General features: G+C 57.3%; 24 protein-coding genes. 11 read left to right on the top strand and 13 right to left on the bottom strand.

What is annotated here, in order from left to right:
- Positions 1–95 precede the first annotated feature (95 nt).
- From ACFQUU_RS24465 to ACFQUU_RS24445, 5 genes are all read right to left on the bottom strand, one after another.
- Entirely contained in the window at positions 96–2,459 is a 2,364-nt protein-coding gene (locus ACFQUU_RS24465) for a methyl-accepting chemotaxis protein (protein WP_382250737.1), read from the bottom strand.
- A gap of 56 nt (positions 2,460–2,515) precedes the next feature.
- Positions 2,516–3,103, bottom strand: coding sequence for a chemotaxis protein CheW (locus ACFQUU_RS24460; RefSeq protein WP_382250736.1), 588 nt, complete (start codon positions 3,101–3,103; stop codon positions 2,516–2,518).
- Positions 3,104–3,110: 7 nt separating this feature from the next.
- Positions 3,111–3,476, bottom strand: a complete 366-nt coding sequence (locus tag ACFQUU_RS24455) for a response regulator transcription factor (protein ID WP_057290154.1) — start codon at positions 3,474–3,476, stop codon at positions 3,111–3,113.
- A gap of 23 nt (positions 3,477–3,499) precedes the next feature.
- On the bottom strand, positions 3,500–3,901 hold the full coding sequence (locus ACFQUU_RS24450) for a PleD family two-component system response regulator (RefSeq protein WP_382250735.1): 402 nt from the start codon (positions 3,899–3,901) through the stop codon (positions 3,500–3,502).
- Positions 3,902–4,104: 203 nt separating this feature from the next.
- Positions 4,105–4,257 carry a rubredoxin gene (locus ACFQUU_RS24445; RefSeq protein ID WP_119767731.1) on the bottom strand — a complete coding sequence of 51 codons (153 nt, stop codon included), beginning with the start codon at positions 4,255–4,257 and terminating at the stop codon, positions 4,105–4,107.
- A gap of 102 nt (positions 4,258–4,359) precedes the next feature.
- Here ACFQUU_RS24445 and ACFQUU_RS24440 point away from each other — a divergent pair, with 102 nt between their 5' ends.
- Together ACFQUU_RS24440 and hemL are read left to right on the top strand one after the other, a co-directional pair.
- The gene (locus ACFQUU_RS24440; RefSeq protein ID WP_382250734.1) at positions 4,360–5,190 is read left to right on the top strand and encodes a hydroxymethylpyrimidine/phosphomethylpyrimidine kinase; all 831 of its coding nucleotides are present in this window, start codon (positions 4,360–4,362) and stop codon (positions 5,188–5,190) included.
- A gap of 18 nt (positions 5,191–5,208) precedes the next feature.
- On the top strand, positions 5,209–6,492 hold the full coding sequence (gene hemL, locus ACFQUU_RS24435; RefSeq protein WP_382250733.1) for a glutamate-1-semialdehyde 2,1-aminomutase: 1,284 nt from the start codon (positions 5,209–5,211) through the stop codon (positions 6,490–6,492).
- A 134-nt stretch (positions 6,493–6,626) separates the two neighbouring features.
- Here hemL and corA read toward each other — a convergent pair whose 3' ends face one another.
- The gene (gene corA / locus ACFQUU_RS24430; RefSeq protein ID WP_382250732.1) at positions 6,627–7,592 is read right to left on the bottom strand and encodes a magnesium/cobalt transporter CorA; all 966 of its coding nucleotides are present in this window, start codon (positions 7,590–7,592) and stop codon (positions 6,627–6,629) included.
- A 627-nt stretch (positions 7,593–8,219) separates the two neighbouring features.
- On the opposite strand from corA, the gene ACFQUU_RS24425 reads away from it, so the two are divergent.
- Positions 8,220–8,756, top strand: coding sequence for a hypothetical protein (locus ACFQUU_RS24425; RefSeq protein ID WP_382250731.1), 537 nt, complete (start codon positions 8,220–8,222; stop codon positions 8,754–8,756).
- Positions 8,757–8,890: 134 nt separating this feature from the next.
- On the opposite strand, the gene mtgA is transcribed toward ACFQUU_RS24425, so the two are convergent.
- The 7 genes from mtgA to mpl form a co-directional block, all read right to left on the bottom strand.
- The gene (mtgA, locus tag ACFQUU_RS24420) at positions 8,891–9,586 is read right to left on the bottom strand and encodes a monofunctional biosynthetic peptidoglycan transglycosylase (RefSeq protein ID WP_382250762.1); all 696 of its coding nucleotides are present in this window, start codon (positions 9,584–9,586) and stop codon (positions 8,891–8,893) included.
- 5 nt (positions 9,587–9,591) lie between these two features.
- Positions 9,592–10,413: a shikimate dehydrogenase gene (gene aroE, locus ACFQUU_RS24415; protein ID WP_382250730.1), complete on the bottom strand. Its 822-nt coding sequence runs from the start codon at positions 10,411–10,413 to the stop codon at positions 9,592–9,594.
- On the bottom strand, positions 10,410–11,312 hold the full coding sequence (locus tag ACFQUU_RS24410) for an energy transducer TonB (RefSeq protein WP_382250729.1): 903 nt from the start codon (positions 11,310–11,312) through the stop codon (positions 10,410–10,412). Before ACFQUU_RS24410 ends, aroE begins: the two co-directional genes overlap by 4 nt.
- 71 nt (positions 11,313–11,383) lie before the next feature.
- Positions 11,384–13,372, bottom strand: a complete 1,989-nt coding sequence (locus ACFQUU_RS24405) for a ribonuclease catalytic domain-containing protein (RefSeq protein WP_382250728.1) — start codon at positions 13,370–13,372, stop codon at positions 11,384–11,386.
- A gap of 14 nt (positions 13,373–13,386) precedes the next feature.
- Positions 13,387–13,983 (bottom strand): chorismate--pyruvate lyase family protein, encoded by a 597-nt coding sequence (locus tag ACFQUU_RS24400; protein ID WP_382250727.1) that lies wholly within the window; start codon positions 13,981–13,983, stop codon positions 13,387–13,389.
- Positions 13,980–14,564 carry a YqiA/YcfP family alpha/beta fold hydrolase gene (locus tag ACFQUU_RS24395; protein WP_382250726.1) on the bottom strand — a complete coding sequence of 195 codons (585 nt, stop codon included), beginning with the start codon at positions 14,562–14,564 and terminating at the stop codon, positions 13,980–13,982. Before ACFQUU_RS24395 ends, ACFQUU_RS24400 begins: the two co-directional genes overlap by 4 nt.
- Positions 14,561–15,964, bottom strand: coding sequence for a UDP-N-acetylmuramate:L-alanyl-gamma-D-glutamyl-meso-diaminopimelate ligase (mpl, locus tag ACFQUU_RS24390; RefSeq protein WP_382250725.1), 1,404 nt, complete (start codon positions 15,962–15,964; stop codon positions 14,561–14,563). Before mpl ends, ACFQUU_RS24395 begins: the two co-directional genes overlap by 4 nt.
- A gap of 170 nt (positions 15,965–16,134) precedes the next feature.
- Here mpl and ACFQUU_RS24385 point away from each other — a divergent pair, with 170 nt between their 5' ends.
- The 8 genes from ACFQUU_RS24385 to ACFQUU_RS24350 all read left to right on the top strand — a co-directional run.
- Positions 16,135–16,722, top strand: a complete 588-nt coding sequence (locus tag ACFQUU_RS24385; RefSeq protein ID WP_382250724.1) for a hypothetical protein — start codon at positions 16,135–16,137, stop codon at positions 16,720–16,722.
- A complete protein-coding gene (locus tag ACFQUU_RS24380; protein ID WP_382250723.1) occupies positions 16,719–17,243 on the top strand; it encodes a redoxin family protein in 525 nt (174 codons plus the stop codon). The genes ACFQUU_RS24385 and ACFQUU_RS24380 overlap by 4 nt, the downstream gene beginning before the upstream one ends.
- A gap of 83 nt (positions 17,244–17,326) precedes the next feature.
- Positions 17,327–17,764 (top strand): type II 3-dehydroquinate dehydratase, encoded by a 438-nt coding sequence (gene aroQ / locus ACFQUU_RS24375; protein WP_382250722.1) that lies wholly within the window; start codon positions 17,327–17,329, stop codon positions 17,762–17,764.
- Between the two features lie 78 nt (positions 17,765–17,842).
- Positions 17,843–18,310 carry an acetyl-CoA carboxylase biotin carboxyl carrier protein gene (accB, locus tag ACFQUU_RS24370; RefSeq protein ID WP_382250721.1) on the top strand — a complete coding sequence of 156 codons (468 nt, stop codon included), beginning with the start codon at positions 17,843–17,845 and terminating at the stop codon, positions 18,308–18,310.
- An 88-nt stretch (positions 18,311–18,398) separates the two neighbouring features.
- The gene (gene accC / locus ACFQUU_RS24365; RefSeq protein ID WP_382250720.1) at positions 18,399–19,778 is read left to right on the top strand and encodes an acetyl-CoA carboxylase biotin carboxylase subunit; all 1,380 of its coding nucleotides are present in this window, start codon (positions 18,399–18,401) and stop codon (positions 19,776–19,778) included.
- Positions 19,779–19,790: 12 nt separating this feature from the next.
- A complete protein-coding gene (gene prmA, locus ACFQUU_RS24360; RefSeq protein WP_382250719.1) occupies positions 19,791–20,705 on the top strand; it encodes a 50S ribosomal protein L11 methyltransferase in 915 nt (304 codons plus the stop codon).
- A 5-nt stretch (positions 20,706–20,710) separates the two neighbouring features.
- Positions 20,711–21,925: a DUF3426 domain-containing protein gene (locus ACFQUU_RS24355; protein ID WP_382250718.1), complete on the top strand. Its 1,215-nt coding sequence runs from the start codon at positions 20,711–20,713 to the stop codon at positions 21,923–21,925.
- Between the two features lie 197 nt (positions 21,926–22,122).
- On the top strand, positions 22,123–23,097 hold a 975-nt coding region (locus ACFQUU_RS24350), incomplete at its 3' end, for a carbohydrate kinase family protein (RefSeq protein ID WP_382250717.1).

The following is a 23,097-nucleotide window of genomic DNA, read 5'->3' as shown; positions in this document are numbered from 1 at the left end:
CAGCGCACCAGACCGGTGCGCTGCCTGGTATAACGGTAGAACTACAGGGGCCGCGTACGGACGCGGCCCGTGACGACTGGTTCGGCGTCAAGTGATCACGCGGTCACCCGGAAGCGGGATACCGAGTTCTTGAGTTCTTCGGCCAGCTTGGACAGTTCGCGAATTGACTGCGCGGTCTGCTGTGTACCCTGTTGCGTCTGCTCGGTTACCGTCAGGATGTTCTGAATGTTTTGAGCAACACCGTTGGCCGAGGTCGCCTGCTGTTCGGTCGCTGCGGAAATGCTCTGAATCAGGTCCGCGAGGCGATTCGACACGCTACGGATTTCAGACAGCGCCGCACCGGCCGCGTCGGAGAGTTTGGCTCCTTCAACGACACCTTGTGTGGATTTTTCCATCGCGGCGACCGCGTCGTGGGTATCGGTCTGAATCGTACGCACCAGCGCGCCGATCTGCTTGGTCGCCTCGCCGGAACGTTCCGCAAGGCGCTGCACCTCTTCCGCAACCACCGAGAAGCCTCGGCCTGCTTCACCTGCCGAAGCCGCCTGGATCGCCGCATTCAGCGCCAGCACGTTAGTCTGTTCGGTAATATCGGAAATCAGTTCGGTGATTTCGCCAATCTCTTGCGAGGATTCGCCGAGGCGCTTGATGCGCTTGGACGTTTCCTGGATCTGTTCACGGATTTCGTTCATGCCCTTGATCGCGTCTTCCACCGCCTTGGCACCCTGCTCTGCAGCAGACACTGACTGGCGCGCAACTTCAGCGGATTCGTTCGCGGACTTGGAGACGTCGGTAATCTGCACTGCCATTTCGAGTACCGCCTGGCCGGTTTCCTGAATCTCGCGCGATTGTTTCTGCGACGCGTCCATCAGGCCGTTGGAGATTTCCTGCGCCGTGTTCGATGCGGCGGTAACCTGTTCCGCCGTCTTGGTAACCCGGCCTACCAGGCCACGCAATTCTTCCACCGTATAGTTAACCGAGTCGGCGATCGCACCGGTGATGTCTTCCGACACGGTGGCCTGCACGGTCAGGTCGCCGTCCGCCACTTCCTGCAATTCGTTCATCAGCCGGAGAATCGCAGCCTGATTCTGGTCATTGGCACGCTTGGCTTCATCTTCCTGGCGCATCGCCTGCAGACGCTGCTCGTCCGCTTCCTGGCGACGCTGGTCAGCCTCCTTGGTACGGTTGCGGCTGTCCTGCAACAAGACCAGCGCAATGCCGACCGCGGCAAGCAGGGCACCGGCGGCGCTGGCCATCATCAGCCATGCGGACCAGTGCTGGGAATCTTCCTCTGCGCGGTAGGCTTTCTGCAGGTTGGTGATGCGTTGCTTGAGGGTCTCGTTTTCCGCAAAGATCAGCTGTTCGGATTGTTTTGCGGCAATAAAGTTTTGCAGGTTGCCGAGAATGCTTGCGACCGACTGCTGGTATTCCGCAAAGGTTTTCTGTAGTTCGAGCAGTTTTTCGCGGGTGTCTTCATCCTTGGTCGCAGTCAGGCGCAGCACGTCGCTGCCGTTCAGGAAGCCTTCGGTAATGTCGCGGAAGGTATTGGTGTCCTTGCCGAGCAAGAATGCTGTTTCCGGGTTCACACCTTCGGAGGTCAGAAATTCGTTGGCGCTTCGGCCCAGACGCTGCGTCAGCATCACCAGCTGGCCGGCAGCGGAAATTTCACGTGGAGATGCGCCGCCCTGGGCTTTCAGCGTCGCGATCTGTTCGGTCAACTCCAGCAGGACTGGGGAAAGTGTATTGAGCTTTTGCAGCGTGGTACCGAAACCGGTCAGCTCTTTCTTGAGCTTGAGAATCGTATCCGAGGCCTTGTCGGAATTGATCCAGATCTTTTGCGTTTCCTTGAGGATCGCTTCCATCTGCGCATCCGGGGTCGCAATGTCACGGCCCTGATAGTCACCGCCATTAAGCAGCACGCTCAGGTCACGATTGAATTCCTTGCGGCTTTCCGCGAGCTGCTTGAACGCTTCCAGGTTACCCTGAATCGCATTCGGTGCCGCCTTACCGATACGCTGCGAGTGCATCAGCGCATCACCGGCAATTTGCGTCTGGGTCGAGGCCAGCGAGGAGTGGCTGGTATTGACCCACACGAATCCGGCACCCATCACCAGCGATGTACCCAGCATGCCGAGCAGAATTCGGACCTGCTGCTGCAGTGGCAGATTGCCGATCAGCGGCAGGCGGATATCGCCGCCTTTTTCGAGCGCATCGCCGAGGAAAGTCGCATTCAGGTTACGCTGTGGATCGGCAGCGGGCGACGGATTGGATGCAGGAGCAGCAGCGGCAACAGCAAGCTGAGGTGCCGCGGCGCGCGTTGCTGCCTCGGTGACTTTGGCGACGGTATCGCCGCCAAAAGATTGCTCGGGAGTGTCAAGAACGACTGCGTCGCCCGCGACATTGGCTTCCTCAGCAAATGCTTCTTTTTTATCGTTAGCCAAGAACGGTAATTTAAACGCCATTACTGAGTCTCCTCGTGATTCTATTTACGGTATGTGCGGCAAAGGAACCGGACGGTTCAGATACCGACCTGCAGGAACTGCGGATCCTGCACAATTAAAGATAGGTTGAGTTCGGTCCAGACCTGGGAATCGCGGTCGGCATAGCGCCGTGCAACCCATGGGGTATTGCCTGCATGGCCTGTGCTGTCTGTATCGTCCTGCTGGACTTCCATTTCGGCGACATTGCGCAAGCCCATTACGCGCGACACCAGCAATCCGCTATTGAAGGACAAGGATGGTCCAAATGCAACGATCCTGCTTTCCTTGTCTACTGGAGTTGCAGGCATGCCGCAGAATCGTGCAAGGTCAATGACGCTGATCAGATTGCCCCGGATATTGGTGAGGCCGAGGAACCAGTCTTGGGTAAGGGGTACCTGGGTGATGGCGCCCACGGATACGATTTCTCCCGCTTCCTGCAGCTTGATCAGCCAGCGGCTCTGCCCGATCATCACGCCGAGCTGGCTGGCCTGCGCTTGGGTCCCTGTACTGGCGGCCTGCATGCGCTCGACGAGCTGCGCCTGGAACTCGCGCAGGCGGTTTCTGCGGGCGCCGCTGTCCTTCTCTTTTACGGCGACGGATCCGGGATCCAGGGATGGCGGGCTCATGATGGGATTAGCCGAGCGCAGCGATCTTTGACAACAGCTCCTGGGGATCGACCGGCTTCACGATGTAATCGCGTGCGCCCTGGCGCAAACCCCAGATACGGTCAGTTTCCTGACCCTTGCTGGTGCAGATGATGATCGGCACTTCCTGGGTTTCCGGATCGCGCGAAATCGCACGGGTAATCTGAAAGCCATTCTGGCCGGGCATCACCACGTCCATCAGGATAAGTTGCGGTTTGTCGGCCTTGACCTTGAGAAGTGCCTCTTCCCCGTTTTCGGCAGTAGAGACGGAAAAACCATTCTTGATCAGAATGTCCGTCAGGAAGTAACGCTCTGTCGGAGAATCATCGACAACGAGGATTTTTTGAATGGGCATCTTGAACCTTTACAGCAAAAAAATCACCGGGAAACGGCTTGGGCGGCGTGCTCGCGCACGGTTTTGAGCAGGCTGTCCTTGGTAAATGGTTTAGTGAGATATGCATCGGAACCGACCATGGCGCCGCGCGCACGATCAAATAAGCCGTCCTTGGAAGACAGCATGATGACCGGTGTTGAATGAAACTTCGCGCTCTTCTTGATCAGCGCGCAAGTTTGATAACCGTCCAGACGAGGCATCAGAATGTCGCAGAAAATCAGGGCGGGCCGATGATCGTTCATCTTCGCCAGTGCATCGAACCCATCGTCGGCAAGCACGACCTGATAGCCTGCCTGACCGAGAAAGATTTCAGCTGACCGACGGATGGTGCTGCTATCGTCGATCACCATAATCTTGAGACTGCCGTTATCCAAAGATGTTGTCATGACGTAATCTCATTTGCCTTCGCGCAATATACGATCCAACTGTAACAAAAAGCAAGATGCATTAGTACAAGTATCGGATTGACGCAGATCAACGTGAGATTTCTGCGAAGAATCTATGGACACTTATTTCGATCTTAGCATTGCCGCGAAGAATGATGCACGAACGTTGCAAATTTTTCAACATCCTCTTTCCGTAAGTGTCTTTAAATTGCCACCATCTCGAAGTCTTCCTTGCGAGCACCGCATTCCGGGCAGGTCCAGTTGATCGGCACATCGGCCCAGCGGGTGCCCGGAGCAATGCCTTCATCCGGCAAACCGGCTTCCTCGTCGTAGATCCAGCCGCAGATCAGGCACATCCAGGTTTTGAATTCTTCGTTCGGCAATGTAGCGGTATTACTCACAGTTGACTGCCCTTCAATCAAGTAAAATGCAAAGTCGGATATCTTAATCTACCAGCCGTGCAAAACCAAACTTCTCCCCTGATTCTGACCTTCGGCGCAACGGACCCGGTCGGTGCTGTTGGTATCCAGGCCGATCTGGCAGCCTTCGCGGCAATGGGTTGTCATGGTTTGTCTGTCATCACCTCCATCCTGATCGCCGACACGGCGCGCATTGAAGACATTCAAGTGATCGATGCCGACTGGGTTGCCGACCAGGCCCGCGTGATCCTTGAAGACATGCCAGTGGCAGCGCTCAAGGTCGGCGCGGTAGCAAGCATCGAGAACGTATCGGTAATCGCCGAGATTGTTTCCGATTACCCGGACATTCCGCTGATCCTTGACCCCTTCCTGTCCGCGATGCCGGACCAGGGACAGGACAGCGAGGACATGCTGATCGCGATTCGCGAACTTCTGATTCCACAAACAACCTTGTTCGTGGCTTCGGCCGTTGAACTATCCCGCCTGGCCGAAACATGGCGCGAACCTTCCAGTGACGACATGCTTGCCGTTGATGCGATGCGCATCATCGAAATGGGATGCGAATACCTGTTGGTGACGGGAACGCCGGGCGACGTACATGCGATCAACAACACGCTGTTCGATGAATCGGGTGCGGTGCGCAACGATGCATGGCCACGGCTACCCGGTTCGTTCAGCGGCGCCGGCAGCACTTTGTCGGCAACCATCGCAGCGATGCTGTCCAATGGCGTCGATGCACCCGAAGCCGCCTTCGAGGCACAGGAATTCACCCATGCCGCGCTGACCAACGCCCATCGCCTTGGCATGGGCAAACTGGTTCCGGATCGCTATTTCTGGGCGCGCGAACAAGACGAAGACCCTGCTCAATAACCCTCTTTCTTTTCTCGTATGACTTCCAGGAACGACACTCTTTTTACCCGCGCGCAGTCCAGCACACCGGGCGGCGTCAATTCACCCGTTCGCGCATTCCGATCTGTCGGCGGCACGCCGCGTTTCATCACGCGTGCGGAGGGCCCCTACTTCTGGGATGCCGATGACAAGCGCTATATCGATTACATTGGATCGTGGGGTCCGGCGATTGTCGGACACGCGCATCCGGATGTAATCCGGGCCGTGCAGGAAGCCGCCGCACGCGGCCTTAGCTTCGGCGCGCCGACCGAAGGCGAGATCGAGATGGCGGAAGAAATCTGCCGCATCCTGCCGTCGGTTGAGCAGGTGCGCCTGGTCTCCAGCGGTACGGAAGCGGCTATGAGCGCCTTGCGTCTCGCGCGTGGCGCCACCGGCCGCGACAAGATCGTCAAATTTGAAGGTTGCTATCATGGCCATGCCGATTCCCTCTTGGTCAAGGCAGGCAGTGGCTTGCTAACTTTCGGCAATCCGACCTCGGCCGGTGTGCCGGAAGACTTCGCCAAGCATACGCTGGTGCTCGACTACAACAATCCGCAGCAGCTTGAGGAAGTATTCCAGAAGATGGGCGATCAGATTGCCTGCGTGATCGTCGAGCCGGTTGCCGGCAACATGAACCTGGTGCGCGCCACACCGGAATTCCTGCAAGCCATGCGACGCCTCTGTACACAGCATGGCGCAGTCCTGATTTTTGATGAAGTGATGTGCGGCTTCCGCGTCGGCCTGACAGGTGCGCAGGGCATGTATGGCATCGCGCCGGACCTGACGGTATTGGGCAAGGTGATCGGTGGCGGCCTGCCGGTGGCGGCCTTCGGCGGCCGCAAGGATCTGATGAAGTTTCTGGCGCCGCTCGGACCGGTTTATCAGGCCGGCACGCTGTCGGGCAATCCGGTTGCGGTAGCTGCCGGCATGGCTACCATGAAGCTGATTCAGCAGCCCGGATTCTATGAAAAGCTGACATCCCAGACAGCCAAACTCGCGCGCGGCCTGACGGAAGTAGCCAGGGCAAATGGCGTGAGCTTCTGCGCGGATTCGGTGGGTGGCATGTTCGGCCTGTACTTTGGCGACAAGGTGCCGGGCAGCTTCACCGAAATCATGGCGTGCGACAAGGAGAAGTTCAATACCTTCTTCCACGCGATGCTCGACCTCGGCGTGTATCTTGCACCATCCGCATTCGAGGCGGGATTTGTGTCGGCAGCGCACGGCGACGACATCATTGATGCAACACTGACCGCAGCCGGCAAGGCATTCGCGTCGTTGGGTTGATCGCATTCGGCCGTCTTTGATGAGCCTTGATGTGCTTATCCAAATCAGCCTGATAAGCCAGATAAGCCACTATCCCGATGCAGGCATGGGATAGTGGCGTCATAACCGCCCTCGGTTGTTTCCCCTCAGTTGCTTCAGTTGAGCCAGCCGCGCCGGCGGAAATACAGGAACGGCGCAACCGCACTACCTATCATCAAGGTCAGCGCGAACGGATAACCAAGCTCCCAGTTCAGCTCCGGCAGGAGGCGGAAGTTCATGCCATAGATACTCGCAATGAGCGTCGGTGGCAGGAAGGCGACGCTCGCCACCGAAAAGATCTTGATGATCTTGTTCTGGTTAATGTTAATGAAACCGACGGTTGCGTCCATCAGGAAGTTGATCTTATCGAACAGGAATGCGGTGTGGCCGTCGAGTGATTCGATATCGCGAAGAATCTGACGTGCCTCCTCGAATTGTTCCGCGTTGAGCAGCCGTCCGCGCATCAGAAAGCTGACCGCGCGGCGGGTATCCATCATGTTGCGGCGGATACGTCCGTTCAAGTCCTCTTCCTGCGCAATCGCATTGAGTGCTGCCGCGGCATCCTGGTCAGTCAGTTCCTTTTGCAGTACGCGGCGGCTGACTTCTTCCAGGCTTTGGTAAATCCCTTCCAGCGCATCCGCGGAATATTCCGCATCGGTCGCATACAGGTCGAGCAGGACATCCTTGTAGTCACCAATGGAGCCGGGACGCGAACGGGCGCGCATGCGAACCAGACGGAAAACCGGGAGGTCGTCGGTGTGCACGGAAAACAGCATATTGCGTGCGAGGATGAACGCAACCGTCACGACGCGCGATGGCCCGTCGTCCTCTTCAAGCAGGAAATCGGTACGCAGGTGCAGGTCGCCGTTCTCCGCTTCGTAATAACGCGCGGATGCTTCAATGTCCTTTACCTCATCTTCGCCAGGCAGTGTCACGCCGTAGATGCTTTTCACCCACGCGCGCTCGTCATCGTTTGGATCGGTCAGGTCAACCCAGACCGGTGCAGCATTTTCCAGGTCGTTCCTGGTTTCAATGTTGACCTGGTTCAGGCGCCCGTTCTGCAAGACGAATACATTAATCATGTGCTCTCCCGGCCATGGCCTTTGTATAGGTCACGGCCGCCTGCGAAAGAGTTCCGCAGGCAGATTGATTTTTCAGGGAACGCGGCCACGGGATTGGCCTGGACGCGTCCGCCCACCAGAGTATGGCGAGAAGACGCTTGCCGATGCTGGGTAAAGCGCTATCTCGCCGGTCGACTGTGTGTCGACGGTTGACTGTGTGTACTAGGACTACCCAAGACGGGTCTCCGGAAACGAAAACTTCGCAAGTGTACTGAGATAGACGACCGCAGGCAAGCGGGTTTGTGTGCCCCCTGCACACTTTCTGCGGAGTCGGCCAACCGGCAGGAAATTCGCGGATAAATGCTTGCTTCACTGTCCACTCGTGCATCCCGGCATGGCACGCCAGCTCCCTATCAACAGGGGTTTCGATACTCCTTCTCTGCAATCCCGCACCCTGAGGTAAGCCGATTGCAATGCGGCGGTCATTTTTCACCTGCCAGGCGCTTTTCTGCCCGCCTCCATGGAACCACGAGCAAGAATTTTTCACTTATCAGGTAATTCGTTCGCTTACGTAAGAACGCGCGTCACTGGATGCGGAACTCCCTGACCCACATGGCGTTGGACGCAGACTTTATTGGAGAAAGCAGCATGAACGCCATCGATGATTTCTTATTGGGCGACAGCGCCTTGCACGCACGCCTCTGCGTGACGACCGAAGTGCTTGGCCAGTTCGTGTCCTGCGCGCCACGTTCCCTGACTCTTGACCAGTTGAAGCGACAGACCCGGATGCCGATCAGGGACTTGCTGAAACTGTGCACGACGCTGTGCCGCGAACAGCTATTGCGTCCGCATCCCGAACAGCCGCAATCCTGGGCGCTGGCCTGCGCAACCAGTAAATTGACGCTGGAAGATGCGTTCCGTTGCGTCGTATCCGAACAATTGGAGAGTGTCCGTGTCGCGAAACGTCGCCCATTGTCGGAGCAGCCACTGGCCGATACCGTCCATCGCGAAGTCGACATGTTGGTGATGCAGGCCACGATGGGAATCAACCAGAGCGTGTTCCAGCACCTGCGACAGTTTTCGCTCGACCGGCTGAAGGTAACAACGGCCGGGATGTTTCCTGCGCGGTGCACCGGTTATGGTGCGCCTCGCGGGTGGCCGCCAACCCGGCTGTCCTTTTCCTGAGTCTACTGTTGCTACCGACGTTCGAAGCGGACCTAGATCGTCACGGTAAAACGCAATGAAGCGGCGCACTTTGGCCAGGGCAGGCCGTCCCGCAGGATATTCCTGCGCCTACCCCCTCATTTGCATGAACGTGTTCAGGGAAGTTCCGCGGCCCCCATGCGTCGCAAGATCAGGTTGGTGCGACGGGAAAGATAAGTGGAGTTGCGATTCTTGTCATAGAAGCGCGGTTTCGGCAACATCACGGCAAGTCGTGCCGCCTGCGCCGGCCCGAGGGCGGCAGCCGATACGCCATAGTAATGCTGGGCGGCGGCCTCCGCGCCGAACACCCCCACGCCCCACTCGACCACATTCAGATAGATTTCGAAGATACGTTCCTTGTCCATCATGTACTCGAGCATGTACGTGATGATCACCTCCTGCCCTTTGCGCAGATAACTGCGCTCTCCGGAAAGAAAAAGATTTTTCGCAAGCTGCTGAGTGATGGTCGATCCACCGGCGATCACCTTGCCCTTCTTGGTATTTCTTTCGTAGGCTTTTTGCATCGCCTGCCAGTCGACACCTTCATGCCCGGAAAAATTCGAGTCTTCGGCAGCGATGATGGCGCGCTTGAGATGATTTGATATGCGGTTGTACGGTACCCAAGTATGTTTGAGCTGGGCCTTGGGATCCTTTTCACGAAGCACGGAAAGCTGCCGGCTCATGAAGCTGGTGGAATCGGGGTTGTGATCGACCCACCACCAGATCTGCACAAAAAAATACAGCTGCAAGGCAAGGACGAGCATGATCGGCGCGACAATCAGCCACAACAACAACTTGCGCAAGCGTTTCATCATGCTTATAGCCGGGAACGCAATGCCGCGAATACAGAAGCTGTTGCGGGACGTACGCCACGCCAGAGCATGAAGGACTCGGCCGCCTGCTCGACCAGCATGCCCAAGCCATCGCGCACCGATGCGCCGTGGCGGGACGCGAACTGCATGAATACCGTCGGCTCCTTCCCATACATCATGTCGTAGGCCAGCGAGCCAGCACCGAACACTTCGACGGCAACAGGCGGCAAGTCTGCGGACAGGCTGGCGGAGGTGGCATTGATCACTACGTCAAAGGGTTCATGCAATGCCCCGAAGTTGCTAGCGGACACCTTTCCGTTCGCTGTGAACTGTACAACCAGTTCTTCCGCTTTCGAGACGGTGCGATTGGCAATGACAAGTCGTTCCGGCGACTCTGCCAGAATGGGAAGAATGACACCGCGCGCTGCGCCTCCGGCACCGAGCAACAGGACCCGGCGACCACGCAAGGCTACTCCTGCATTGACCACAATATCGGTAACCAGACCGACCCCATCGGTGTTGTCACCGATGATGCGGTCGCCATCGAACTTCAGGGTATTCACGGCGCCGGCAGCCTGCGCACGTTCCGTGAGGGTGGTCGCAAGCGCATGTGCGTCCAGCTTGAACGGCACGGTGACATTCGCGCCCTTGAAGCCCTGCACGATCAATCCGTGAACGCTAGCCGCGAAGGCATCGACCGGCGCGAGTATGCGCTCGTACACCATGTGCTGCGCGGTTTGCCGGGCAAATTCCGCATGGATGTCCGGTGACTTGCTATGCGCGATCGGATTGCCGATCACACCGTAACGCTCTGGCGACGGGCTCAACTGCTTCCTCCCTGCAGATTGGTTTCGAGTTCGTTGTCACGCGTGAACTTGAAGCGTGTCGTCATTACCCAGACATCGTCCTTGCCGCTCGATCGCATGTTCTTGGCAAATGCGCCGAATGGCGCCGAGCGGCGCACGATGCGGCGCGCCGCTTCATCAAGCGAAGGATTGCCGGACGAACGCTCGACCGTCACGCCTTCATCCTTGTCCTTTGCATAAATGCTGCCGTCCTGGAAGATGGAAATCGACAGCGTCAATTCGCCATACAGCTTGCGGCCATCCTTTTGCGGAAAGTTGGTGGTGCCGAGCTTTTCGATTTTCTGGCGCACGCTGTTGAAGTACATCGCATAGCCGACTTCACGCGTGCTCGGTGAGATAAAGGTTTTTTTCGGACGCTTGTTTTCATCTTCGATGCGCTTGGCAATCTCGGCTTCACGCCGCAGGATTTCTTTGGCGCTTTCGCTGGCATCGGCGGCATCGGGACGTGTCGGGTTGTCTTGCGGATTGTTGCGATCCTTGGTCGGTGCGGTGGCAAGCGGCGATTTCTTGTTTATCTGGGCCAGCATGCGCTGCTGGCGTTCCAGTTCTTCAATGCGCTTTTGCATGGTCTTCATGCCGTCGCCGTCTTCGCTGCGACGCATGTCGGGCAGCGGTGATTTCGAACGACCGGCGTCGGCATTCCCGCCGCCATCCAGGTTGGCCTGGGCAAGCGCCTCTGCCTTGACTGGCTTGCGGTCATGCTTGGCATTGACGAGGATGACTTCGAGGCCCGGGTCCGCCGGTTTGAACTTGAAGGAATCCGGCGCAGCAAACCGCACTGCCAGCAGCGCGCCGTGCACCAGCACCGATGCCGCAATGGCAATCGTCAGGGTACGGTTATCAGGTAATAGTAGCTTCACGCGGCAGGAAACGAGCGGTTGTAGAAGCCTAGGATTTTACGATAAAGCCCGGCCTTGTTTGCCGGACTTTTTCACTCGGAAACAGACTCGGCCCCAGCTTCGGTCTCGGTTGTAGCGATTTCGTCATCGGGTGCCTCGACTTCTTCGGCATCCTCGGGTGAACCTGTTGCCATTTCGAGCAGACGCGCTTCGATGGTGAGCTCGACTTCATCCCAGCGAATCAGTTCGAGCCGGACCTGCGTGCCGCGCGCGGCTTGCGGCATGCCCGGCAGACGGATGATTAATGGAATATCAACCAGGCGCAGCACTTCATCTTTCAGCACCACTGCTTCGACATGGCGGATGTTTTCCTGAGCGAGCCAGCGCAGACACCAGTAGCGTTCCATATTGCCCTGGAAATCCGCATACGCGCTGTAGGCTGCGTCGAACGCGGAGACCACGGCGAACAGGTCGGCGTCCTTGGGCTTGAACTGCGCAGCCAGAGGCGCGGTAACGCCGTGCTCGACACATGCGAGAATCTGCCATTGGTTGACGAGGTCGGTGTAGCGGCGTAGCGGCGACGTGCTCCATGCATACTGGTCGACGCCAAGTCCCTGGTGCGGCGCCGCGTGGGTCACCATGCGTACCTGCATTTTTGCTGCCCATCCGCCACTGCCGCCACCCTGAGCGCGATAAATCCCGGGCACGCCATGGTCGTGCATCAGCTTGCCCCAAGTGCTGTTGGCAAAAATCATCAGCTCCGCGACAATCTTGTCGAGTGGTGCGCCGCGCTTGCGGCGTACGATGCTGACAACATCGTCAACAACATAAAAATTGAAATCGACACGATTGGTTTGTTCAGGCTTCAGACCAAATGCTTCACGTTTGGCCATGCGGCTTTTTTCCAACACTTGAGCCCATTGCCATAGCAAAGCGATATCGTCCTTGTGCGCATAGTCGCCGCTGCCAGCGGCAAGTGTCTCCTCGGTCACCAATGCGTCGAGATCGTTGTGACGCAAGTTGGCAGCAATCGGTACCGCTTCGGCCTTGGTCTCGGTGGAGATCACCGACCAGTCGCTCGTATCAAGAGTTGCATACAAGGACAGTGCGGGACAAGTGCGGCCTTCGCCCAGCGTGAATGCTTCAACCAGTTCATCCGGAAGCATGGTGATCTTGTCCCCCGGCATATAAACGGTCGACAGGCGCTGGCGTGCAATCGCGTCGATGGCATCATTGCGCTTGATTCCCAGGCCGGGTGCGGCAATGTGAATGCCGACACGGATCCTGCCGTCGCCGAGCGGCACGATGGAGAAGGCATCGTCAATCTCAGTGGTGGTCACATCGTCAATCGAAAAGGCACGGACATCAGCCACCGGAAGTGTCGGCACCTGCGGCAAGGCAATGGCGGGAAAACCGGTCCCTTTCGGAAAGTATTCATGCAGAAAGCGCGTCAGGTGCAACAGTTTCGGCGATGGAATACCGCCGACCGCCAGCATCAGGCGCTGTGGAGATGTGTGCAATTCCGAGCATGCTGCTTCCAGCGCCTTGTATTCAATGCTGTTCTTATCCGGCTTGAACAATAGTTGCATGACAATAGGTTTGAACGCCTCGGGCAAGCGATTGGCCTTCAGTTCTTCCACGTATTGCACCTGTATCAGCGCTTGCTGCTTTTTCTTTTCGATACCGGCCAGCGCAGCTTTCAATGACTCTTCCGGCGCCGCCTTGTAACGCCCCTTGCCTTTCTTGTAAAAATAGACAGGCGCATGGTGCAAGCGTAGCAACAGGCCGGCTGCTTCGTGCGGTTTGGGGTCATGGCCAAAGTATTCCGCGCCGAGTTCCGTGAATCCAAATTCTGCCTGGCCAGCCACCTCCCACAAAAAATCGAGGTCGATCTCGTCCGCCACTGTCTTGGCATCGCTCAGCAATTGCTCCGGCTCAGGCGAGGAAAATTGCAACAGCACATCGCGCGATTTGACCTTGGTGCGTTTGCCGGTCTGCAATTCAACCTGGTATGCCTCACCTTGCTGGGAAAGTACCGTGCCGGCCTTGAAATCGCCGGACTCTTCAAAGAATAGATTCATGGATGCTTCGCTTTTCAGCGTGTTGATTCGTTAAGCCGCGCGCCTGGGCGCGAATGCGACGTGAGGTCGGACAGTGCGGGCAGGAATAACTCCGTGACCAGCAATACGCCCTTCTTTCTTCGATACAAGCAGCGTCGCGCGAACAGCGGCGCCGTGAATTCCTTGCCAATTGCCATGCCCGCCCTGCGCGCCAGCGGGTGCTGCAGATGCAGGCGTGCGTATTGCAGTATTCCCTGCACAACACGCGGATCACCGAACAATGTTGTTCCCAGCGAACGATTGCCGAGTGTGCCGAAAAAAGGCCAGTCCGCCGCCGTTGCGCCTGTCGGTACTATGGTATGCCCAAACACGATTGGCAGTTCATCGCATCGCAGCAGCACTTCGCGCTCTTGCACCCTGGTCTGACGAGTCAGTCCGATCAGGCGGAACTCATCGGAGAGACACTTGGACTGTTTCTGGTGCAAACGCTCGACCCGAAACTGGCGGCTATGCGAAGTCAGCTTGCGTGTGAGCGAACCGTTATCCGACAGCCAGTCACGCATGACGGGCGATGGAAAAACACCATTCACATGCGCGCACCAGTGTGCATGTTTTACCTTGAGCGGCTTCACTGACGGTTTCCTGTCTCAATGCCGCAAAAGGCCAGTACCTCGTCCTGATATTTGGCAAAATCGGAGATGCCATGGTCGCTGCCCTCGATGACGATCTGCGGGGAGGCGGGATAATGAGCAACCATTTCGCGCCAGTCAAGCACTTCATCACCGGTCGCAGCGACCAGCAGGTAACGTTCAGGATGCGTCACCTCCGTTACCTTCAGCGCTTTCAGCTCGTCTATATATTCACGCTTGAATTCGAAAGGTTCGTCGGAATGGTAAGCCGTCATCACGCCGACATACTTTTCCAGATCGCGCGGCGGCGTAATCGCCGGATTCAGCAACACCGCCCTGCATCCCAACCGCTCCGCAAGATAGGTCGCATAGTACCCGCCAAGCGATGAACCGATCAGCGTCAGAGACTGGGATGTTTCCTTGCTCGCAATGTCCTCCGCCAGGGCAATCGCTTCACGCGGGGATGCCGGCAGCTGGGGGCACTGATACTCGGATGCATGCCCGAGCTCTGTCATCCGCTGCTGCAGCATGCGTGCCTTGAATGACAGCGGCGACGAACGGAAACCGTGCAGGTACAGGATCATTGCGCGAGGGCGTCGAGAATTTTTTGATGCACGCCGCCGAAACCGCCATTGCTCATGACCAGCACATGATCACCGGGGCGCGCCGCCCGGGTGATGGCCTGCACCAGCGTATCAAGCTCGTCATAAGCAGTGGCATTCCGGCCTAGTGGCGCCAGCGCTTCGGACAAGTTCCAGCCGAGCGCATCCTTGCCTGCCTTTGCGCCGTAGCCGAACACCAGATCGGCATCGGTCAGGCTGCCGGGCAAGGCTTCCTTCATCGTGCCGAGCTTCATGGTATTGGAACGCGGCTCGAGCACTGCGAGGATGCGAGCATTGCCGACTTTCTTGCGCAGGCCAGCCACTGTGGTGGCTATTGCGGTCGGGTGGTGGGCGAAATCGTCGTAGACCGTGATGTCCTTGACCCGACCGCGCACTTCCATGCGCCGTTTGACGTTCTCGAATTTCTGCAATGCCTCGATGGCCACGGCCGGCGTCACGCCGACATGCCTGGCAGCGGCAATCGAGGCCAGCGCGTTCATGCGGTTGTGTTCGCCTGTCAACGACCAGTTCACGGTTCCCTGAAGTGCACCATTGAAGATCACATCAAAACTGTCATCCTCATGCGTCTTCAGCGCCCAGCCTGCAGCGTTCCCAGTAGCGTCTGTGACATTCGTGGCATCCGTACCGAACCATTCCTTGTCGCTCCAGCATCCGCGTGCGACGACGCGGCGCAACGATTCTTCACGGCCATTGACGATCAGGCGGCCGACGCCAGGCACGGTGCGAACCAGATGGTGGAACTGGGTTTCGATGGCACCCAGATCCGGAAAAATATCCGCGTGATCATATTCCAGGTTGTTCAGCACCGCGGTTTTGGTCCGGTAGTGCACGAACTTACTGCGCTTGTCGAAGAAGGCTGTGTCGTATTCATCAGCTTCGATAACAAAAAATGACGACTCCTTGCCCTTGCCGGACAGGCGCGCCGAAATGCCAAAGTTCATTGGCACGCCACCGATCAGGAATCCAGGATCGTAACCGGCATCTTCCAGTATCCACGCCAGCATGGACGACGTAGTGGTTTTGCCGTGCGTGCCGGCGACCGACAGCACCCATTTATTGCGCAGGATATGTTCTCCTATCCATTGCGGACCTGAAACATAGGCCAAACCACGGTTCAGAATCTCTTCCATCAAAGGATTGCCACGCGACACCACGTTGCCGATAACAAAAAGATCCGGTTGCAGGTTGACCTGATCAGGCGCGAAACCCTCGATAAGTTCAATTCCCTGGGCCTGTAGCTGGGTGCTCATCGGCGGGTAAACGTTGGCGTCGCAACCGGTAACTTTATGGCCGGCTTCTTTTGCCAGCACCGCGAGTCCGCCCATGAAGGTGCCGCAGATGCCGAGAATGTGGATATGCATTGTGCTGTTTCAAATGAAAGAGAGATCTGACCGGCCTGCCTGGAGAAAGGTCCGACTTCTATCGGTCCAATCAGGCAGGATTCGGCGAATCCGGAATTTTACCTGACCGGCGACCGCCTGCCTTAGGGAGTATCATCGACACCATGAGCAATTTCACAAGCAATATCGACATGCTGCGTGCGGAAATCGCCGCGGCCGCCGCCCGCCTGATCGCCGAGGATGGCGCGGATTATGGAACCGCCAAGCGTAAGGCCGCCAAACAAGTCCTCGGAAATACCAAGGTGCGGGGCGAATACATGCCCGACAACGCCCAAATCGAGGATGAAGTACGTATATATAACGAGTTGTTCTTTGCCGACACTCAGCCGGAGCGCTTATTGCATTTGCGCAAACTTGCCCTGCGCCTCATGACCGATCTGGCCGGTTTCTCGCCATATCTGACCGGGGCCGTGCTCAACGGCACCGCAGGCGAGCACTCAGACATTCACCTGCAGCTTTTTGCGGAAAGTGCCAAAGACGTCGAAATCTTCCTGATCAACAAAAATGTTGATTTTGAAGTTTCCGAGACGCCGCACTTCAAGGGACGCGGGGAACCCGTCGAAACGGTCAGCTTTATGTGGCACAACGAGGGAGTTCATCTCAGCCTGTACGAGACCGATGATTTGCGTGGCGCAATAAAAGTGTCGTCTGACGGTAGAATAACGCGCGCCGATACCGAATCGGTGCGTGCGTTGATCGCAGAAAGCGAAGAGGAATGAAGAAAAATATAGCTTTGTTTGCCGTAGTTGCCGTCTTGTTTGCCGGAATTGGGGTGTATTTGGGCGATCGGCAAACCTCGCCGGCACCGGCCGAAGCGTCTGCCGTAAATGCTCTACTCGCCGAATCAATGGCCGATGCATCTGGAAAGACGCAAGCGCTGTCGCAATGGAAGGGAAGGCCGCTGGTCATCAATTTCTGGGCAACGTGGTGCGCCCCCTGTGTCGAGGAAATGCCGGAATTGTCTGCGTTGCAGAGCGAACTCAATGCCGGCAAAAAAGTGCAGATTTTAGGCATTGGAATCGATTCTCCATCCAACATCGCCCAATTTGTCTCCAAATACCAGATTTCGTATCCAATCTATGTGGGTGGCATGGGCGGTAGCGAGCTGTCCCGGAGATTGGGCAATCAGGCTGGCGGACTGCCGTTTACAGTGCTGGTGAGCAGCGACGGCCAAGTAAAAAAGACCTACCTCGGACGTCTGAAAATGGATGAATTGCGCAAGGACCTTGAACAGCTGTAGTGCTTGCCTGATCTTTTTCCTTGCCAATCGGCATCATTTGGCGGCAAAATGCGCCATCCTCGTCAAACGGAGTCAGAACTCCCATGGCAAAAAAGCTTCTTCTGGTCAATGGCCCGAACTTGAATCTGCTGGGCACACGTGAACCAGAGGTCTATGGATCGACCACGCTTGCTGATGTCGAGCAAGCAGCAGCCGCACAAGCCGCGGCTGCCGGGGCCGTTCTTACCTGCTTTCAAAGTAACCATGAGGGCGAGCTGATCGACCGCATTCACGCCGCACGGGCCGAAGGCGTGGACGGCATCGTCATTAACCCGGGCGGCCTCACACACACCAGTGTGTCGCTGCGCGATGCGCTGGCCGGCGTCGCCATCCCATTCATTGAAGTGCATATCTCTAATATTCACAGGCGTGAAGAATTCCGTCATCACTCTTATCTATCAGCGGTCGCCGTCGGCGTGATCTGTGGTCTGGGGGTCGACGGCTATCGTGCCGCAATCGATTTCGCACTTAAAAAGCTTTAATTTTCTCTATCTCGCCGCGAACACTTATAATCGTGGCGGCTCCAATTGCAATAAAAATACTATTCTGAGGGATTTCATATGGATCTACGAAAACTCAAGACGCTGATCGACCTCGTCGCCGAATCAGACATCGCCGAGCTCGAAGTCACCGAGGGCGAAAGCAAAGTCCGTATCGTCAAATCCTCCGGAGCACCGCAAAGCCAGGTCGTGATGATGCAGCCGCAGTCGATGCCGCAACAGACGCTGTCGGCCCCTGCTCCCGCCGCAACGCCAGCAGCAGCCAGCATACCGGCCGCTGCACCGGAACCGGAAGGCCATATTGTCAAGTCGCCGATGGTTGGCACCTTCTATCGTGCGTCCGCTCCCGGCAACCCTGCTTTCGTTGAAGTCGGTGCCACCGTCAAGGAAGGCGATACCCTCTGCATCATCGAGGCAATGAAGCTGCTCAATGAAATCGACGCCGACGCTTCCGGCGTGATCAAGCAAATCCTGGTTGAGAATGGCCAGCCGGTGGAATTCGGCCAGCCCCTGTTTGTGATCGGTTAAGCGTTTCGCGGCCGGCTCCCGCTTGCCGGCCACACCACTAGACAGCTCCTGCACGCAAACCAACGCATCACAACGTAACTCAACCGCCATGTTCGAAAAAATTCTTATCGCCAATCGTGGTGAAATCGCGCTGCGCATTCAGCGTGCATGCCGCGAAATGGGCATCAAGACCGTTGTCGTCCACTCCGAGGCCGACCGCGAAGCCAAGTACGTCAAGCTGGCCGATGAATCGGTCTGTATCGGTCCGGCACCATCATCGCTGAGCTATCTGAATATGCCGGCGATCATCAGCGCCGCGGAAGTGACCGACGCTGAAGCAATCCACCCCGGCTATGGATTTCTGTCCGAGAACGCTGACTTTGCCGAGCGTGTCGAAAAATCCGGTTTCGTGTTCATCGGTCCGCGCCCGGAATCGATTCGCCTGATGGGTGACAAAGTGTCCGCCAAGCAGGCCATGATCAAGACCGGCGTACCGTGCGTTCCCGGTTCGGAAGGCGCTTTGCCGGAAGACCCGAAGGAAATCATCCGTATCGCGCGCAAGATCGGTTATCCAGTCATCATCAAGGCCGCCGGTGGCGGTGGCGGGCGCGGCATGCGTGTCGTGCACACCGAAGCTGCGCTCCTCAATGCGGTCACCATGACCAAGAGCGAAGCCGGCGTAGCCTTCGGCAATCCCGAAGTCTATATGGAGAAATACCTGGAGAATCCGCGTCACGTGGAAATCCAGATCCTCGCTGATGAATTCAAGAATGCCATCTGGCTAGGCGAACGCGACTGCTCGATGCAACGCCGGCACCAGAAAGTGATCGAAGAAGCACCGGCACCCGGCATTCCGCGCAAGCTGATCGAACGTATCGGCGACCGCTGTGCGGAAGCCTGCCGCAAGATCGGTTATCGCGGTGCAGGTACATTTGAATTCCTTTATGAAAACGGCGAGTTTTATTTCATTGAAATGAATACCCGTATCCAGGTGGAACATCCGGTCACAGAAATGATTACCGGCGTTGATCTGGTGCAGGAGCAAATCCGTGTTGCCGCAGGTGAAAAGCTGCGTTTTCGGCAGCGTGATATTGAGCTGTCCGGCCATGCGATCGAGTGCCGCATCAATGCGGAAGACCCATTCAAGTTCACTCCGTCGCCGGGTAAAATCATTTCGTGGCATGCTCCCGGCGGTCCGGGCATTCGTGTCGATTCGCATGCTTATGCCGGTTACTTCGTGCCACCGACCTATGATTCCATGGTTGGCAAGGTGATCGCCTACGGCGCTACCCGCGAACAAGCAATCCGTCGCATGCAGATCGCCTTGTCCGAAATGGTGGTCGAAGGCATACAGACCAACATCCCGCTGCACCGGGAACTGATGGTGGACGCACGCTTCTTTGAAGGCGGCACCAACATCCATTATCTGGAACAGAAACTGGCTGCGAAGCCCGATTTGCCCAAGGCACTGGCCAAGGGTGGGAAGTAAACAAGGAAGACCATGAGCTGGACTGAAATCGTCATCGAAGTTGCACGCGACCATGCGGAGGCGCTGTCCGACGCATTGATGGAAGCGGGTGCGCTTTCGGTGTCGGTGGAAGACGCTGATGAAGGCACGGAAGCCGAACGTCCGCTGTTCGGCGAGCCCGGCATGGAGCCGACCGAAGCCGCCTGGGAACACAGTCGCGTCGTTGCACTCGCTGATGAAGAAGCCGACCACGCTGCGATCGTGGCTGACGCCGCTGTAGCTTGCGGCGTTGCTCCGGTACCGCAATTTACCTTGCGTCCCGTTGCGGAACAGGATTGGGTCAGGCTGACCCAATCGCAGTTCGACCCCATCCATATTGGCAAGAATATCTGGGTCGTACCCAGTTGGCACGATGCGCCGGACCCGAACGGCCTGGTACTGGAACTGGATCCTGGTCTGGCGTTCGGCACCGGCAGTCACCCCACTACGCGCCTGTGCATGGAATGGCTTGAAGCGCATCCGCCGCAAGCTTCGACTGTGCTTGACTACGGCTGCGGCTCGGGCATCCTGGCCATGGTGGCCAAAAAACTGGGCGCGGCGGAAGTGGTCGGTGTGGACATTGATCCGCAGGCAATCGAATCCGCGCGCTACAACAGTGAGCGTAATCACTGCGAAATCGATTATTACGTGCCTGAGGAGTTTGCCGGTGCAGCGCATCCGCAAGCCTATGGCGTCGTCGTCGCCAACATCCTTTCGAGTCCGCTGAAGCTGATGGCACCGATGCTGTCATCGCGCGTCGCTCCCGGCGGCATGCTGGTGTTATCCGGCATCCTGACCCGACAAGCTGATGAAGTCGCTGCCGCCTATGCGCCCTTCATCAAGATGGCAGTATGGGCTGAACATGACGGCTGGGTTGTCCTGGCTGGCCAGTCTGCCGCCAAACTTTAACAGCAATGGCTCTCGCAACCCAGTGTCCGCATTGCCATACGACATTCCGGGTCGCGCATGACCAACTTAAACTGCGGGCCGGACTGGTCCGCTGCGGCTCCTGCAAGCAGATTTTCAATGGCATAGAAAACCTGCTCCGGCCGGAAGAGCTTGCTGCTGGTGGAACCGATGGCGCTACCACGCCTGCATCGACGCAAGCACCTGCGGGTACGCCTGCCACATTGTCCGGAACGCCCTCCGGTACGACGGCTCCAGTTTGCCCTGCCTCGACCGATTCAGAAGGACCGCCCGCTTCAGTTCCTTCAGTTGCCAGCGTACCATCCTCCGACGCGGGAAAACAAATCATGCCGGATCATTCTCCGACTGGCTCTGGTACAGGCGAACACACCGAAGCGGAAGCACCCCCTTCCGCCACAATCGACACGGCTGGCATCCAAAATCCCATCACCACGACGGGCGCTGCAAGACAGAAAGACGATCCCTTGCTGCGCATGACGCTGATGGACATTGCGCATGTGCCGCGCAAACCTTCCGCCGATGAGCCTGCCGATAGCAACCGGAAAAACGACACCGGAGATGACTTTGTAGAACAGGCCATCGATGACCTGCAGACGCGGCCGTGGCGGCGCAAGCCCGATGCGTCACTGGAAAAAGACGGCGATGCGCTCGATCAGGCCGATGCGGCCGACTATGAGGAACCGGGATTTGTCCGACAGGCGCGACGCCGCGAAACAATCGGACGGGCGCTGACCATATTCATGGGTACGGCTTCAGCCTTGCTGCTCGGCGTACTGATTGCACAGGCTGCTTATATATTCCGCAACCAGATCGCCGCCCGCCTTCCACAGGCACAACCTGTACTCGCGGCCGCCTGCGAGCGTAGCGGATGCCAGGTAGGCTTGCCGGCGCAGATTGATTCGGTCTCAATCGATTCAAGCGAATTGCAAACGCTGGCACCGGATTCGAATACTTTCAGCCTGACGGTGCTGCTTCGCAATCATAGTATGGTTGCGCAGGCATGGCCGAGCATCGAGCTGACGCTTAACGATACGAGCGAAAAGCCGCTCGCGCGTCGGGTATTCATGCCACGCGAGTATCTTGCATCCAGCAAGGAGCTGGAACGCGGTTTCGCCGCTAACTCTGAACAACCGCTGAAACTGTATTTCGAATTGTCGCAGCTCAAGGCTGCAGGCTACCGGGTCTACCTGTTCTACCCTTGATGCCAATACCAACCCATAACGCAAGATGAAATCGCGTCTTTTTCCGCCTGTCTGCGTCGCACTCTTCGTTAACAGCAACGCTATTGATCCATCCGGTGGCGTGCCAGTAAAAAGTTCTATCGATTCCATCCGTTACCTTACAGGTCAGAATTGGCATAAGACTTCGGTCCATTTTCTATTCCATTGAGATCACCACCATGACATCCCTTATCTGCGGCTCGCTCGCTTTTGACTCCATCATGCTGTTTGGCGGGCGCTTTTCCGAAGCACTGCTGGCGGACCAGCTGCACAAGATCAACGTATCCTTCCTGGTCCCGGAAATGCGCAAAGAGTTTGGTGGCTGTGCTGGCAATATCGGCTACAACCTCAAGCTGCTGGGTGGTGACCCGCTGATCATGGCCACCGTCGGCCAGGATGCGGCGCCCTATCTGGAGCGTCTGGATCGCTTGCAGATCTCGCGCCGCGGTATCCGCACGATCGACGACACCTATACGGCGCAGGCATTTATTACGACCGACGCCGGCGGTAACCAGATTACTGCCTTCCATCCCGGCGCGATGACGCGGTCGCACGAGAACAAGGTCGCCGACGTGGGCGCAGTGAAACTGGCGATTGTCGCACCGGACGGCCGTGACGGTATGCTGCAGCATGCAAAGGATTGCGCCGATTTGAACATCCCGCTGATTTTCGATCCAGGTCAAGGTTTACCGATGTTTAACGGTGCTGACCTGAAACAGTTCATTGAACTGGCTACATATGTGGCGGTCAATGATTATGAAGGAGAACTATTGACCGAGCGTACCGGACTGTCGTTCGAACAGATCGCCCAGCGCCTGTCCGCGCTGATCGTGACACGTGGCGAACTGGGTGCGGAAATCTTCACCGGCGGCAAGCGCATCGACATTCCGTGCGTGCCGGCCGAGCACATCGTCGACCCGACCGGCTGTGGCGATGCTTTCAGGGCTGGCCTGATGTACGGGCTGACGAATGACATGGATTGGGAAACCACCGGTCGGCTGGCCAGCTTGATGGGGTCGATCAAGATTGACCTTGCCCCGATTTCACGTACAGCAGGAAATTTGATAATTTCTTGTTTGTACGGAGGAAGCGATGGAAGAGAAGTCAGTACCGAAACGGCAGTACACAGAAGAATTCAAGACCGAAGCGGCACG

The sequence above is a fragment of the Herbaspirillum sp. GCM10030257 genome, assembly GCF_042666555.1.
In the GTDB taxonomy this organism is placed as follows: Bacteria; Pseudomonadota; Gammaproteobacteria; order Burkholderiales; family Burkholderiaceae_D; genus Noviherbaspirillum.
This window is presented reverse-complemented; position numbering and strand designations above follow the sequence as displayed.